This is a genomic window from Pedobacter xixiisoli (assembly GCF_900215335.1).
GTDB lineage: Bacteria > Bacteroidota > Bacteroidia > Sphingobacteriales > Sphingobacteriaceae > Pedobacter > Pedobacter xixiisoli.
In genome coordinates this window covers 1,178,731-1,192,671 of record NZ_OCMT01000001.1, presented here as the reverse complement: position 1 = coordinate 1,192,671, position 13,941 = coordinate 1,178,731, and the positions used below count along the sequence as shown (strand labels likewise).

The window sequence follows — 13,941 nt, the reverse complement described above, 5'->3', positions numbered from 1 at the left end:
TTGAAGTTAGGAACTTGATAAACCGCTGATTTAATTTAGCTTGTACACACTTAAATTTCCTTAATTATGTTTCCTTCCCAGTCTGTAACATTTGCTTTATAAATATTATGCCACTTTTTCACGAACTCATCTATATGTCCCATATCAGATTCAATCAATTTCTTTAGTTTGAGAACTTTACTTATATAGCCTGCTTTAGTGTAAAAACTTCCGATTTTATGTTCAGGTAAAAATAACATATAGAATAATGGAGGTCCTTTATAATCATCACTACGTAATCTCATTTTAGTTAAATTGTTAGGTGGCATAGAAAAGTTGATTCCTTCGTATTTGCCTAATTCTTCAATTGAATTTAGAGGAGATATAAGCTCGAATATATTTAAATAAACTTTTATCCATTTGTCTCCACTAACTATGGATATATCAATGTGCTCTAAATATTTTCCTTCTTTTAATTTGTAGTATTCATAGGTGTAACCTTTAATAGACCTATTGTATTCACCATTCCAAGAACTTTTGAAAACTGAGGGAACAAACCCATTAGTTTCTAAAGCAGAAATGCCAACTTCTTTAAAAATCTCGTTTCTATCTTTTAATAGTTGTTTATCAGAAACTTTATAAAATATTTTCATCAGTTTTTCTTTACGAACTTTCTTTCTACAGCTCCCATTGTAATAAAAAACTGCGCCAACATATAAGTTGACATGATGAACAAATCTCCAGCATCTATTTGTTCTACAAACTTGTTGTAAGCTAAAATAGAATCAGAAATAATAAAGAAAATAGCTCCAATTAGTACCCAAATAAAACTTTTAGAATTAGTTTTTCCATAACGGAGTGCTGCCATTATCCCCATAACTGTAATCACAAATGAGTAAATCAATACAGGAATATTCATGTTTCCAAGGTGGGAACGTATAATATAGTAGTAGGAAATACAAAAAAAGCCAAATACCATAAATATTGGTAGCACATATCTTTTATGAACCTGAATTTTATTAGTACTATCTAGATAAAACGCTGAAATATAAAATAGATGCGCTATGAGAAATGTTCCTAAGCCCAGCATAAAGTAAATTTGGTCTATATGAGCGAACATTAATAAAACATCGCCCAATAGCGAAAAAAATAAGCCAGTAATTATTTTATTCGTGAATCTACCCTTTCGTTCTATTGCAAAATACAAGAATAACATTAAAGCTATTGTGATTAGTGGCTTAGTAAAAAACCTGATTTCTTTTAAATCATTGGCTGTTGCAATTAGTTCTGCAAAAAAAATGATGGCAAAACCGAAAGTAAATTGAGGATATTTTTTAAGCATTTCGGTATTTGTATTTGATGAAAAAAAAGTAAATCGCCATCGCAATATGAATAGCAAGTACTCCTAAAAGCGATTCTATCTTAAAATCTAATCTGTATAGAAAATATATGGTAAGTAAACCTAGTAAATACCTTAAATATTCTGCACCAACAAACCAACGCTTTTTTTCTAATAATGCGCCACAGGTTAACATGCTTAAAATAGTAAAAGAAGCAATTAAAATATTGGTAGCTAAGTTTAATTTATCAAAAAAGAACAGCTGATAAGAACCTAAGGATAAAGCCACTAAAAATAGTAATACTGCATAAATCATTACTTTAATAGTAGTTTCAGTATGGAATTTTTTGTAATTAACGACATCTATTTCAGGTGCAAATTGAAATCCTCCAAGTTTTTCTGGAAACCAACCAGGAGGTTTGACGAATACACTAATCTTGTTACTAATTTTATCTGATTTTTTTGCCGTTTCTATCAAATCTTTCCAATAGTGCAAGTTTGCCCATACAGGATTCCAACTAGCTAAAGGTTTGGTAATACCGTAATAAACTTCTTCTTCTTCTTTCTGAAAAGTGCCGAACAATCTATCCCAAATGATTAAGGTGCCAGCATGATTTTTATCAATATATTTAGGATTGGAACCATGATGAACTCGATGATGGGAAGGTGTATTGAGGATATATTCTAAAACGCCCATACTTTTAATGGTACGCGTATGAATCCAGAATTGGTAAAGTGTGTTAAATGAGCTTAGAGTTAGAAAAATTATGGGGTCAAAACCTATTAGCGCTAGAGGTAGATAGAAAACCCATGAAAACCAGCCTTGAAACCACGACTGCCTCAAAGCTACCGTTAAGTTATATTCTTCAGATTGGTGATGCACGATGTGTGCGGCCCATAAAGCATTAACTTGATGACTCATTCTGTGGAACCAGTAGTAGAAGAAATCAACGCCAATAAAAAGGATAATCCAAGTCCAGATGGTATTAGATATCTCGAATAAACGCCAATGCTCAAAAATATACATGTAGCCTACAAAAAGTACGGATTTCATAAACAGCCCTACTAACTGCGATCCTATCCCCTGACTTAAATTAGCAATAGAATCATTTAATCGATAGTATTTAAGTTTTTTGTAGAAAGTGTAAGCCAGTTCAATCCCAATAAGGATAAAGAAAATTGGCACCGACAAGGCTATATAATTGGTTTTCATTACTCTAATTTACTTATTTATCTGATAAATTAGAGTGCATACACCTAATTGATGTAGCTACAAAGTTTTTCTAGGTAACTCGCTGTATGTTAATTGATTTAACCCATTTATCTTTTCCACAACATTTACAAGTAGCTTTAGTTGTTGGTTCAAGTAGCTCTGTTAAGCCACAAAAAGCACATGAATAATAATCTCTGTATTTGATTTCTTCTTTTTTATCAGCGAATAAAGCAGGTAATATTGGTAAGCCATTTTTCACTTCCTCATCGCTATAGAAAAATACGCTAATGCTTCCTGTAGTTTCTAAAATAGCTAATTTAACCTGCCCCAAATGTGCTACGCTTTTTAGCCTCAATTCGGCAAAGAACTCATCTTGGGCCAATGTCTCTTTTTTGAAATTATCTATTGCGAACCTTCCGTGTTCTATTACACAAGTACAACTACCTTCTAATAAGATTTCCACTTTTTTGCTCTTATTTACAAAATATGAAGTGACCTTATAGGAAAATACCACCACGATAAATACAGCTACCGCAGATAAAATACCAACTTCTCTGTAAAACATAGGGTCTCCAGCTGCAGAACCTAAACTAATAATAACTACCAACTCGAAAATAGAGAGCTGCTTAACACCCCTTTTTCCTAGTACTCGCAAACTGATTAGTACCACAAGGTACATCAGAAGTGTACGAAACATGATTTCAGGTATGAAACTCCATTCTTCGTCACCAATTAAAATTTTTTCGATACTATTTAGGTAGTCTGTCATCTGTTGATTTTGCAATAAAACGCAAAATTCAGATATTTTGTTTCGCTACTAACCCCTAGCCGCCATCTTGATCATACGATGAGCTAAATCCTTACCTAAATATCTATCAATTATTGCGTGTACTACGTACAAAATAGGTGTCATTAGCAGTGCCACAACAAACTTATAGGTGTATCCTACCAAACCGATGGCTGCAACCATTTGCCAACTCCAGTGATAAGCCGGATTGAGATAAAACGCAATAAAAATAACCACAAAACTATCGATAAGTTGAGATACCAAAGTTGAACCAGTAGCTCTAAGCCATAGGGCTTTTTCTCCAGTAAACTTTTTGATTCTGTGGAAAATTAATACGTCGACCATTTGACCCAATAAAAAGGCAGTAATAGAACCGACAATAATCCACATACCTTGACCAAAAATAGCATCAAAAGCACGAGGCATACTTAGCTTCTGTCCATCAACTTCTTGTACCAACCAAAAATCTGCTGGTTCCAATTTGATGGCCATCCAAACTACAAAAAAAGCGAAGCCGATTAAAACAGCTGTTAATATGGAAAGAAAGCGCACTTGTTTTACACCAAAATATTCATTTATGATGTCCGTCATAATGAAAACGATAGGCCACGTTAAAACTCCAGCAGACATATTGTAAGATAAATTAGGAACTCCAAACAGATTGATATCGAATTTTTTGATACCTAATACTCCTTCAACTGAAAAAATTTTTACGCCAATAAACTCAGACATGAGGGTGTTGGCAACGAAAAATGCGCCTAAAATCAATAATAGTCGGCTTTCCTTAGTTTTAAAAGTCATAGCGACTAAAGTACAAAATTTTGATGCAAAGTAAATCCATTTATTATAGTCTATAATTAAACTTCTATTTTACAAAATGCAGACGAGTCGGTTGACTATAATTACTCATCTTTGCGCCTTCTTAAAATCATCATGGCAAATTCTAAATCTTTTCGTTTAATTTTAATTCTGGGTTGTTTGGCGGCATTAGCTCCATTTTCTATAGATATGTACTTGCCAGGATTTAAGTCTATCGCTAAAGATTTAAATACGGACGTGCCAAATGTTTCTCTTTCATTAGCAACTTTCTTTATCGGTATATCTGCCGGACAATTGCTTTACGGACCTTTATTAGATAAATTTGGCAGGAAAAAACCACTTTATTTCGGCCTCTCCCTGTTTATATTGTCATCAATTAGCTGTCTGTTCGTTAAATCAATTGACCAATTAATAATTTTAAGGTTTATCCAGGCAATTGGTTGTTGTTCAGCTTCTGTTGCTGCTATCGCGATGGTTAGAGATCTGTTCACTGTAGAAGAAAGTCCAAAAGTTTTTGCATCGTTAATGTTGGTTATTGCTGTCTCCCCTATGTTGGCACCAACTGCTGGTGGATATTTAATTACGGCTTTAGGATGGAAATCTGTATTTGTCTTTTTAGGCTTAATGGCAATTTTGATGCTTTTTGCCAGTAAGTGGTGGCTACCGGAAAGCTACAAACCAGATGCAAATTATTCGCTAAAACCCAAACCTATATTAAGTAATTTCCTAACTGTTTTAAAAGAACCAAGCTTTTACACTTATGCACTAGTGAGTGCTATTACCTTTAGTGGTCTGTTTGCATATGTTTCATCATCACCTGTGGTATTTATGGATTTATATAAAGTTACAGAAACTGGCTACGGATGGATATTTGCTTTGTTGTCAGTATTTTTCATAGGTTTTAGTCAAGTGAACAGTTATATACTACGATGGTTTACGAGTAAAAGAATTGTGTTTTGGGCTTTGTTAGCGCAATGTATTTTCAGCGTTTTATTTTTATTTTCAGCTGTTTATAATCTTCTAAATTTATATACTACCATCGCTTTCATCGCATTGTTTCTAGGTTGTTTAGGCTTTATCAACCCAAATGCGTCAGCGCTATCATTGGCACCTTTCAAAAAAAATGCAGGTAGTGCGTCTGCTCTAATGGGTGCTTTACAGATGGGTTTAGGTGCATTGGCATCAGCAGCCATTAGTATGTTCGCTGCTGATGTAGTTTGGCCAATGCCGGCAGTGATGACTGTTGCCGCATTAGTAGGCTTATTTTGTTTACTTATTGGAGGTAGAAAAATAAGGAACACAACTACTAATCCGTAGTTTTATAGCTTTCAGGAGATATGAAACGGTAAAAATCATATAGATTATTACTATTTTCGTATCAGATGATAAATATAAACTCTAAACTACCTACTGTTGGCACCACCGTTTTTACGGTAATGTCTAAACTTGCCGCAGATTATCAAGCTATCAATTTATCACAAGGCTTTCCTGATTATGCAACAGACGAAAAACTAATTGCTGCTATTAATCAAGCCATGAAAAATGGATTTAACCAGTACGCTCCTATGGCTGGTTATCTTCCACTTAGGGAGCAAATTGCAGATAAAATTGAACGTTTCTACAACGCAAAATATAATCCAGAAACTGAAATAACCATAACTGCGGGTGGTACACAAGCTATTTTTACAGCCATCAATACCTTTATTTCAGCTGGCGACGAGGTCATCATCTTCGAACCTGCATACGACTGCTATGCCCCTACTGTTAAGTTATTAGGTGGATTGGTAAAACCTTTCGAGCTACAAGCTCCCGATTACAAAATTGATTGGGAAATGGTAAAGAAGCTTTTTACCGCTAATACGAAGATGATTATCATTAACTCTCCTCATAATCCTACGGGTAGTATTTTGAAAAAGGAAGATATCGATGCATTGATTAAACTTACAAAAGACACTGATATCCTCATTTTAAGTGACGAAGTTTATGAGCATATCATTTTCGATGGAGAACAACATCAAAGTGTGGCTTTGTATCCAGAATTGGCCGATAGAAGTTTCATCGTCGCCTCATTTGGCAAGCTTTTACATACTACCGGTTGGAAGATGGGCTACTGCCTCGCTCCTGCTAAATTAATGGCTGAGTTTAGAAAAATACACCAATTTAATGTTTTTAGCGTTAACAGTGCTATGCAAGTAGGTATCGCCAATTATTTAAAATCAACCAACATCTATCAAGAAATACCTATATTCTTTCAGCAAAAAAGAGACTTTTTTCAGCAATTGCTTAAAGAAACTAAATTTACACTACTACCTTGCAAAGGATCTTATTTCCAGTGCGTAAGTTACAAAGGCATTAGTGCGGACAAGGATACTGATTTCGCAAAAAAGCTAGTAACTGAATTTGGGGTGGCAGCAATTCCAGTATCCGCTTTTTACACTAAGAATGTAGACCATCAAATATTACGTTTTTGCTTTGCGAAAGAGAATGGCACATTGGAAAAAGCAGTAGAGAAATTAACTAAATTATAGATAGATATTATAATTCGCTCATGGAACCACATTACCTCAATATTCAAAATCTAAAAATTACTATTTTCCAGGCCTACCTCTTTTGGGAAAACATAGATAAAAACCTACAAAACATCGGATTAAGATTATCTGGTGGCGTACGCGAAAAAACAGATCTAATTGTATTGCCAGAGATGTTTAATACAGGTTTCACTATGAAATCACAAGAATTAGCTGAAGAAATGGATGGCAAAACCATGCAATGGATTAAAAAAATCGCAGCTAATTACGATTGTGTAGTTACAGGAAGTTTAATGATTAAAGAAGCTGGTAAATATTACAACCGCATGGTTTGGGTAAAGCCAGATGGTGAATATCAATATTACGATAAACACCATTTATTTGGTTTAGGCAGTGAAGATCAGCATTTTTCTCCCGGTAAAGAACCCGTAATTGTAGAGCTAAAAGGATGGAAAATTAGATTGGCCATTTGTTATGATTTACGTTTTCCTGTTTGGCTACGCAATAAAAATGCGGCTTATGATATTCTTTTATTAGTAGCTAGCTGGCCAGATAAGCGTTCTCCGCATTGGAGAACCTTAATTCATGCCAGAGCTATTGAAAACCAAAGTTATGTAATTGGCGTAAATCGTGTTGGACATGATGGCAACCAAATTTATCACAGTGGCCACTCGATGTGTATTGATCCTTTAGGCAACACCGTTTATTATAAACCGGAGGATGAAGACCTATATACTTTCAGTATTAACTATGCTGAATTAGAAAAAATTAGGCGACAATTTCCTTTTTTGAAAGATTCTGACGATTTTGAGATTAACTAACTCATGATATGTATAATCGAAGGAAATTTATCCAAACTACAGCGCTGTCTGCTGCTGTAATAACACTAAGTAAATCGTGTACATCAAAAGATAAAAAGGCCAATAAGCCTATTGTTATTTCTACTTGGGATTTTGGCGTTGCAGCAAATGCTGATGCTTGGAAAATACTTAACAGTAATGGAAAAGCTTTAGATGCTGTAGAAAATGGTGTTAAAGTAGCAGAGGCTGATGTAAAAAACCAGTCGGTAGGTTACGGAGGTTTGCCAGACAGAGATGGTATTGTAACCTTAGACGCCTGTATTATGGACCATATAAGCAATTGTGGTGCAGTTCTGGCTTTAGAAAACATCAAACACCCTATTTCTGTAGCTCGCTTAGTAATGGAAAAAACACCTCATGTAATGTTAGCTGGAGATGGAGCCTTACAATTCGCTATAGAACAAGGTTTTAAAAAAGAAAATCTTCTTACAGAAAATAGTAAAGCCGCTTGGGATAAGTGGGTAAAAACAGCGAAGTATGAGCCTGTAAGTAACATAGAAAACAAACTGTACGATAATTCAAACAATAACCCTCTAAATGCTGCACCTGAAAAACTTCCTGGTAATCAATACAATCACGATACGATTGGAATGTTGGCGTTAGATAGCCATGGTAACTTAGCTGGAGCCTGTACTACCAGTGGAATGGCCTATAAATTACATGGCCGTATTGGCGACAGCCCAATTATTGGCGCAGGTTTATACATTGATAATGAAGTTGGCGGTGCTACGGCTACAGGCGTTGGCGAAGAAGTGGTACGTAATGTCGGTTCATTTTTAGTGGTAGAACTGATGCGACAAGGCTATTCGCCAGAAGAAGCTTGTAAAGAAGCTGTGATGCGTATTATTAAAAAGAAAGCAAATAGCACTAAAGATTTACAGGTTGGCTTTTTGGCATTGAACAAAAATGGCGAATACGGAGCCTATGCTATCCAAAAAGGATTCACTTTCTCGGTTTGCGATAAGCAAAAACAAGACTTGATTGTTAAAGGAAAAAGTTATTATTAAACTCATTATAAATATTTTGCTGTCAACTATCTAAAAAAGTTAAACAAAATGGGATTATTATCTAAAATATTTGGCAAGAAAAAAGTTGTAGACCGTAAAGGCGAACCAAGCATGGTTTACATAGAAAATGAAGATGAGCGAATGAATTGGGCTATAGAAAAAGCCAATTTAACATTATGGTATTTTGAAGAAAGCTTAAAAAATCCGCAACCTTATCAACTATATTTCTCAATAAAAGTGTGTATCATGGATGGTGAAACTGGAGAACATATTTGGTTAACAGAGCCTCATTTTGATGAAGATGGAAACTTGTTTGGAACAGTTGGCAACGAACCTGTAGATGTAAAAACAGTTAAACTAGACCAAAAAATAGGTATCGATAGAGACTTTATTTCTGACTGGATGATTATTGAAGGCGGAAGATTGGTTGGTGGTTATACACTTAGAGCCATTAGAGATGGTATTCCTGATGATAAAAAACACGAGTTTGACCAAAGTGTAGGAATGCACATTGACGAAGGAATAGACTATTTTAAAGCGAATTTTGAAACTCCGGAAGGTGCAATATTATCATTAGAAAATGCTTACGACGAGCAAAATATAGATAAAGCACTTGCTTGCAAAGATTTTTATACCGAAGCTAAACAAATGCTAAATGGTATGGATAGCAATGTAATTGATGAAGAAATTGTTAAACAAACCGCTGAAGTTTTAGAACTAAGTTTCATTAAACATACGTCAGAAAGTGACTGGCCTCAATTTAGCCATTTAAAACGAGCTTTCACCAAAAGAGAGAAAGTGAATGAAAATTACTGGATAATCACCGAGGTCTGCTGGTTTCCTGATGGAGGAAAATCTGTACAGCGATTAGGCACTTCTAAAACTGCTGATGGCTGGAAAGTTGTTGGTTTAGTTGATGACGCAAACTAAATAATTCTAATGGCAATGGCTGCACCAAGAAATTCAGATAAGTTCACGTTAGAAATCTGTGCTAACTCTGTAGCATCTGCAATTGCAGCTGAAAAAGGTGGCGCACATAGAATTGAGCTCTGTGCTAATTTAACTGAAGGTGGCACTACCCCAAGCTACGGACAAATAAAGTGGTGCGTAGAAAATTTACAGGTAGAAGTCTGGCCTTTAATTCGTCCAAGAGGTGGAGATTTTTTATACAGTGATGCTGAATTTGAAACTATTTTAGAAGATATATCTTTCTGTAAAAAAATGGGTTGCCATGGAATAGTTACAGGCTTATTGAATACTGATGGAAGCATTGACGAGGAACGTTGCGCTAAAATTATTGAAGCCGCCTCTCCTATGCCCGTAGCATTCCACAGGGCTTTTGATATGAGCAATGATTTGATTAAATCTTTGGAAACTCTTATTGATTTAGGATTTGTTAGGGTGTTAACTTCTGGCGGAAAAGAGAATGCTTTTGTAGGCGCAAATGAATTGGCAAAGCTAGTTTTACAAGCTAAAGAACGGATCGAAATTATGCCGGGCGCTGGGGTTAATACGGGAAACATCACTGAAATTGCAAAGATTACAGGTGCTAAAAGTTTCCATACTACGGCTAAATCGGTTGTAGCAAGTAAAATGCAATTTAGAAACGAAGCAAGCAAAATGGGCAGCGAAAATGCTGATGAATTTAGCTATGAAGAAACAGATGTGGCGAAGGTAATGGAATTATCAAGACTGTTGAAAGGGTTATGAAAAATACGCTTTTAATTTTGGTAGCTGCACTACTGGTCGTTTCTTTTTTCTTAGCTAATAATTTCGCTTTTGAATTTCACTACACTTATTATATAGTTGATTATGCAAGTATATTGAGAGGTATCGCGATGTTACTCGTAGTGATTTGGCTTATTTTATTCTTCACTAAACGTACCGCAAAATGAGATTAATATTGATATTTCTATTATTCCCAATTGCCGCTTGGTCGCAAAAAAAGGCGCTTAGCTTTGCCAAAGGCGATTTTACTGATGATTATGGTATCAAGTATACCATCAACGATACCCTTTGGATGCAGCATCCGAATATCAAATACCATATCATTAAATGGAATGAGAAAGAGCAGTATTTAATTGCCAAAAACGGCTCTGGCCACAAGGCCGATGAGAATAAATATACCCGTATAGATTTCATGACTTTTGAGGGAATGGCACCTTGGCATTGGGGCTTTTGTTTAACTTCTTATAAAGCACTGACCGATAAGGAAGCTGAACAAACTGCCGCTGCCGATAGAAAAAATCCAAGGAAAGGTTGCAATGGTTATCCGTTTTCGAGGATGAAGGTGGTAGAATAAAACTGTTGAAACGGTTGGCAAAAGACATTATTCATAGCCCACGGTTTAAACCGTGGGCTAATTTAGCAAACAATTAAACAATGGTTTTAACCATTTCTTTAAGCAAGGTTTAGTCAACCGTAAATAGTAGCAAAGAGCTTTGTGCAATAAACCGGATTGAAGTGGTTATACTTTTTTGCTGCGTCATCTCGACGAGGAACCAGGAGAACTGAAAGAAAGCAACGCTAAATCTGTTTTATAGAAGTATAGCCTTTAGATTTATCACTATGTTTCGAAATGACGGAAAAAAAACAAAAAAGATAATAACGAAAAGCCGGACTTTCGTTCTAGAGGAGCCACAAAACTGCTTTTCTAATTATTCGGTTGATGCAAAAGCTTCAGAACCTTATACTCGTTATGCGCCATAATGATATTGTAGCCCAGCAATGCAATAATTAGAGGATTAAATTCATCCACAAACTTCAACCCCATAATAGCTGAAGGTATAAAAACTAAAACAACCGTACCTATCAATACAAAAAAACTTGTCTTAATGGAGTTAAACAGCACGCTAAGTCTTAGCATATTGCTTTTTCTAAACTGAACAGGATTACGGAACAATTGTACAATATTATTGAACAAATAGAAGAAAATGAGGAAAATTGCTACACTTGAAAATAGGCTATCGTTTAGTGCTGGTAATTTGATATACTCGTTGTAAACGAAATAGAAAACAACAACAATACAGGCTACAATTTTAGTGATTTGCAAATTGTTGCCGTCAGCTAACCATTTTATAATTGGGTTGTTCATTGTATCTGCAAGTGACTGTAGCTTTTCGTTAGTTTCTTTCCTCAGCTTCGTAAAGGGGCTAATCAAACCAATAATCACTAGTAGAAGTGTAGAGTAAAACTGAAATGAAATATCATTAATTAATATTTCTATCCTTTCTTCACTAATTAATTTATATGAAAACAAGGTGGTTAAAACTAATAAGGCTATAACCACATGAAAAATAAAGGGAAGATAGTTTGGAATGGTTTTAAGCTTCGGTACTTCGGACAAAGTTGCTACCGAGGTATCTTTTTCTAAAGCGTTATTAATACGGTTAACAAAAAATATGATGAAGAAAATAAAAAACATTAGTTTATATTTAGGTAAGAAGATAATAACAAAGATATATTTTGCACCTAAAAGTTAAGAAACACTACTGCTATTTTCGGTCAATTTATTTCGGGTAAAAAATATATCTTTGCACAAAGATGAAGAATATACGTAATTTCTGCATAATTGCACATATTGACCACGGTAAGAGCACTCTAGCTGACCGTTTATTAGAATATACCAATACTATTTCGCAACGTGAAGCACAAGCGCAGCTGTTGGACAACATGGATTTGGAGCGTGAGCGTGGCATTACCATCAAAAGTCATGCAATACAAATGAACTATAAAGTTGGTGGTGATGAGTATGTATTTAACCTAATTGATACACCAGGACACGTAGATTTTTCTTACGAAGTTTCTCGTTCTATTGCTGCCTGCGAGGGTGCCTTACTAATTGTTGATGCTTCGCAAGGTATACAAGCGCAAACCATTTCTAACCTTTATTTGGCTTTAGAACATGATTTGGAGATTATTCCAATCTTAAATAAAATGGATTTACCTGGTGCAATGCCAGAGGAAGTAAAAGATCAGATTATTGATTTAATTGGCTGTAAGAGAGAAGAAATTATCCCTGCATCTGGTAAAACAGGTATGGGTATTCCAGATATTTTGCAAGCTATTGTAGATCGAGTACCTGCACCAGTTGGCGAACCTGATGCACCGCTACAAGCTCTAATTTTTGATAGCGTTTTTAATTCATTTAGAGGAATTATCGCTTACTACAAAGTCGTACACGGCGAAATTAAAAAAGGTGATAAAGTTAAATTCATTAATACAGGTAAAGAATATTTAGCTGATGAGGTTGGTATTTTGAAACTGGATATGTCGCCAAGAACCTCTGTTAAAACTGGTGACGTAGGTTATATTATCTCTGGTATTAAAGAAGCTCGTGAAGTAAAAGTTGGTGATACGATTACTACTGTTGCTCGACCAGCTACCGATGCCATACAAGGTTTCGAAGAGGTAAAACCAATGGTATTTGCAGGTATTTATCCCGTAGATACCGATGAATATGAGGAACTAAGAGAGGCAATGCATAAATTGCAGCTTAACGATGCTTCTATTGTTTTCGAACCAGAAAGTTCTGCAGCTTTAGGTTTTGGTTTCCGTTGTGGTTTCTTGGGAATGCTTCACATGGAGATTATCCAAGAGCGTTTGGAGCGTGAATTCGATATGACGGTAATCACTACGGTACCCAACGTATCTTACAAAGCTTACACTACTAAAGATGATGAGATTATTGTAAACAACCCATCAGATTTACCAGATCCGAGTAAATTAGACAGAGTTGAAGAGCCTTTTATTAAAGCAAATATCATTACCAAGGCAGAATTTGTTGGTCCGGTTATGTCGCTTTGTATCCAAAAGAGAGGTATCATCGTTAACCAATCTTATTTAACTTCTGACAGAGTTGAATTGATTTTTGAAATGCCAATGGGTGAAATTGTATTTGATTTTTACGATAAATTGAAGACCATTTCTAAAGGTTATGCATCCTTTGATTACCACCAAACTGGTTACAGAAAGTCTGATTTGGTACGTTTAGATATGCTTTTGAATGAAGAGCCGGTTGATGCTTTATCATCTTTAATTCACCGTAGCAATGCTTACGATTTCGGTAAGAAAATTTGTGAGAAACTGAGAGAATTAATCCCTCGTCAGCAATTCGAAATTAAAATACAGGCTTCTATTGGTGCTAAAGTTATTGCCAGAGAAACTTTAAGTGCTTTACGTAAGGATGTGACTGCCAAATGTTACGGTGGTGATATTTCTCGTAAACGTAAATTATTAGAGAAACAGAAAAAAGGTAAAAAACGTATGCGTCAAGTGGGTAACGTAGAAATTCCACAGACGGCGTTTATGGCTGTTTTAAAATTAGATTAACAATAGAATCAAGATGTGAGTATCAAGTATCAAGACTAGTTTCGTAAAATCTTGCTACTCAATACTCGCTACTCAATA

The 13,941-nt window shown here is 35.3% G+C and carries 15 protein-coding genes; 9 read left to right on the top strand and 6 right to left on the bottom strand.

Features of this window, described 5'->3' with window-relative positions; genetic code table 11:
• Nucleotides 1–50: 50 nt before the first annotated feature.
• From CRO54_RS04615 to CRO54_RS04595, 5 genes are all read right to left on the bottom strand, one after another.
• The gene (locus tag CRO54_RS04615) at nucleotides 51–632 is read right to left on the bottom strand and encodes a hypothetical protein (protein WP_097129195.1); all 582 of its coding nucleotides are present in this window, start codon (nucleotides 630–632) and stop codon (nucleotides 51–53) included.
• Nucleotides 632–1,321: a lysoplasmalogenase gene (locus CRO54_RS04610; protein WP_097129193.1), complete on the bottom strand. Its 690-nt coding sequence runs from the start codon at nucleotides 1,319–1,321 to the stop codon at nucleotides 632–634. The genes CRO54_RS04615 and CRO54_RS04610 overlap by 1 nt, the downstream gene beginning before the upstream one ends.
• Nucleotides 1,314–2,531, bottom strand: a complete 1,218-nt coding sequence (locus CRO54_RS04605) for a sterol desaturase family protein (RefSeq protein ID WP_097129191.1) — start codon at nucleotides 2,529–2,531, stop codon at nucleotides 1,314–1,316. Before CRO54_RS04605 ends, CRO54_RS04610 begins: the two co-directional genes overlap by 8 nt.
• 70 nt (nucleotides 2,532–2,601) lie before the next feature.
• Nucleotides 2,602–3,300, bottom strand: coding sequence for a DUF421 domain-containing protein (locus CRO54_RS04600; protein WP_179747331.1), 699 nt, complete (start codon nucleotides 3,298–3,300; stop codon nucleotides 2,602–2,604).
• A 48-nt stretch (nucleotides 3,301–3,348) separates the two neighbouring features.
• The gene (locus CRO54_RS04595) at nucleotides 3,349–4,119 is read right to left on the bottom strand and encodes a queuosine precursor transporter (RefSeq protein ID WP_097129188.1); all 771 of its coding nucleotides are present in this window, start codon (nucleotides 4,117–4,119) and stop codon (nucleotides 3,349–3,351) included.
• A gap of 132 nt (nucleotides 4,120–4,251) precedes the next feature.
• On the opposite strand from CRO54_RS04595, the gene CRO54_RS04590 reads away from it, so the two are divergent.
• From CRO54_RS04590 to CRO54_RS04555, 8 genes are all read left to right on the top strand, one after another.
• On the top strand, nucleotides 4,252–5,454 hold the full coding sequence (locus tag CRO54_RS04590; protein WP_097129186.1) for a multidrug effflux MFS transporter: 1,203 nt from the start codon (nucleotides 4,252–4,254) through the stop codon (nucleotides 5,452–5,454).
• Nucleotides 5,455–5,519: 65 nt separating this feature from the next.
• Entirely contained in the window at nucleotides 5,520–6,665 is a 1,146-nt protein-coding gene (locus CRO54_RS04585; RefSeq protein WP_097129183.1) for a methionine aminotransferase, read from the top strand.
• A 20-nt stretch (nucleotides 6,666–6,685) separates the two neighbouring features.
• Nucleotides 6,686–7,486 carry a nitrilase family protein gene (locus CRO54_RS04580; RefSeq protein ID WP_240775020.1) on the top strand — a complete coding sequence of 267 codons (801 nt, stop codon included), beginning with the start codon at nucleotides 6,686–6,688 and terminating at the stop codon, nucleotides 7,484–7,486.
• Between the two features lie 8 nt (nucleotides 7,487–7,494).
• Nucleotides 7,495–8,532 carry a glycosylasparaginase gene (locus CRO54_RS04575; protein WP_097129180.1) on the top strand — a complete coding sequence of 346 codons (1,038 nt, stop codon included), beginning with the start codon at nucleotides 7,495–7,497 and terminating at the stop codon, nucleotides 8,530–8,532.
• Nucleotides 8,533–8,580: 48 nt separating this feature from the next.
• On the top strand, nucleotides 8,581–9,462 hold the full coding sequence (locus CRO54_RS04570) for a YegJ family protein (RefSeq protein ID WP_097129178.1): 882 nt from the start codon (nucleotides 8,581–8,583) through the stop codon (nucleotides 9,460–9,462).
• A gap of 9 nt (nucleotides 9,463–9,471) precedes the next feature.
• Nucleotides 9,472–10,242 (top strand): copper homeostasis protein CutC, encoded by a 771-nt coding sequence (locus CRO54_RS04565; protein ID WP_244904281.1) that lies wholly within the window; start codon nucleotides 9,472–9,474, stop codon nucleotides 10,240–10,242.
• Nucleotides 10,239–10,427 carry a hypothetical protein gene (locus CRO54_RS21105; RefSeq protein ID WP_097129175.1) on the top strand — a complete coding sequence of 63 codons (189 nt, stop codon included), beginning with the start codon at nucleotides 10,239–10,241 and terminating at the stop codon, nucleotides 10,425–10,427. Before CRO54_RS04565 ends, CRO54_RS21105 begins: the two co-directional genes overlap by 4 nt.
• Entirely contained in the window at nucleotides 10,424–10,834 is a 411-nt protein-coding gene (locus tag CRO54_RS04555) for a hypothetical protein (RefSeq protein ID WP_097129172.1), read from the top strand. Before CRO54_RS21105 ends, CRO54_RS04555 begins: the two co-directional genes overlap by 4 nt.
• 351 nt (nucleotides 10,835–11,185) lie before the next feature.
• Here the strand turns inward: CRO54_RS04555 and CRO54_RS04550 are convergent, their stop codons facing one another.
• Nucleotides 11,186–11,956, bottom strand: a complete 771-nt coding sequence (locus CRO54_RS04550; RefSeq protein WP_097129169.1) for a hypothetical protein — start codon at nucleotides 11,954–11,956, stop codon at nucleotides 11,186–11,188.
• Nucleotides 11,957–12,075: 119 nt separating this feature from the next.
• Here CRO54_RS04550 and lepA point away from each other — a divergent pair, with 119 nt between their 5' ends.
• Entirely contained in the window at nucleotides 12,076–13,863 is a 1,788-nt protein-coding gene (lepA, locus tag CRO54_RS04545) for a translation elongation factor 4 (protein WP_097129167.1), read from the top strand.
• Nucleotides 13,864–13,941 lie beyond the last annotated feature (78 nt).

Excerpts from the sequence above, each read along its gene's own strand:
- CRO54_RS04575 (WP_097129180.1), top strand. The coding sequence starts at position 7,495 with ATGTATAATCGAAGGAAATTTATCCAAACTACAGCGCTGTCTGCTGCT.
- CRO54_RS04615 (WP_097129195.1), bottom strand. The coding sequence starts at position 632 with ATGAAAATATTTTATAAAGTTTCTGATAAACAACTATTAAAAGATAGA.
- CRO54_RS21105 (WP_097129175.1), top strand. The coding sequence starts at position 10,239 with ATGAAAAATACGCTTTTAATTTTGGTAGCTGCACTACTGGTCGTTTCT.
- CRO54_RS04555 (WP_097129172.1), top strand. The coding sequence starts at position 10,424 with ATGAGATTAATATTGATATTTCTATTATTCCCAATTGCCGCTTGGTCG.
- CRO54_RS04565 (WP_244904281.1), top strand. The coding sequence starts at position 9,472 with ATGGCAATGGCTGCACCAAGAAATTCAGATAAGTTCACGTTAGAAATC.
- CRO54_RS04580 (WP_240775020.1), top strand. The coding sequence starts at position 6,686 with ATGGAACCACATTACCTCAATATTCAAAATCTAAAAATTACTATTTTC.
- CRO54_RS04550 (WP_097129169.1), bottom strand. The coding sequence starts at position 11,956 with ATGTTTTTTATTTTCTTCATCATATTTTTTGTTAACCGTATTAATAAC.
- CRO54_RS04595 (WP_097129188.1), bottom strand. The coding sequence starts at position 4,119 with ATGACTTTTAAAACTAAGGAAAGCCGACTATTATTGATTTTAGGCGCA.
- lepA (WP_097129167.1), top strand. The coding sequence starts at position 12,076 with ATGAAGAATATACGTAATTTCTGCATAATTGCACATATTGACCACGGT.
- CRO54_RS04600 (WP_179747331.1), bottom strand. The coding sequence starts at position 3,300 with ATGACAGACTACCTAAATAGTATCGAAAAAATTTTAATTGGTGACGAA.
- CRO54_RS04590 (WP_097129186.1), top strand. The coding sequence starts at position 4,252 with ATGGCAAATTCTAAATCTTTTCGTTTAATTTTAATTCTGGGTTGTTTG.
- CRO54_RS04570 (WP_097129178.1), top strand. The coding sequence starts at position 8,581 with ATGGGATTATTATCTAAAATATTTGGCAAGAAAAAAGTTGTAGACCGT.
- CRO54_RS04585 (WP_097129183.1), top strand. The coding sequence starts at position 5,520 with ATGATAAATATAAACTCTAAACTACCTACTGTTGGCACCACCGTTTTT.
- CRO54_RS04605 (WP_097129191.1), bottom strand. The coding sequence starts at position 2,531 with ATGAAAACCAATTATATAGCCTTGTCGGTGCCAATTTTCTTTATCCTT.
- CRO54_RS04610 (WP_097129193.1), bottom strand. The coding sequence starts at position 1,321 with ATGCTTAAAAAATATCCTCAATTTACTTTCGGTTTTGCCATCATTTTT.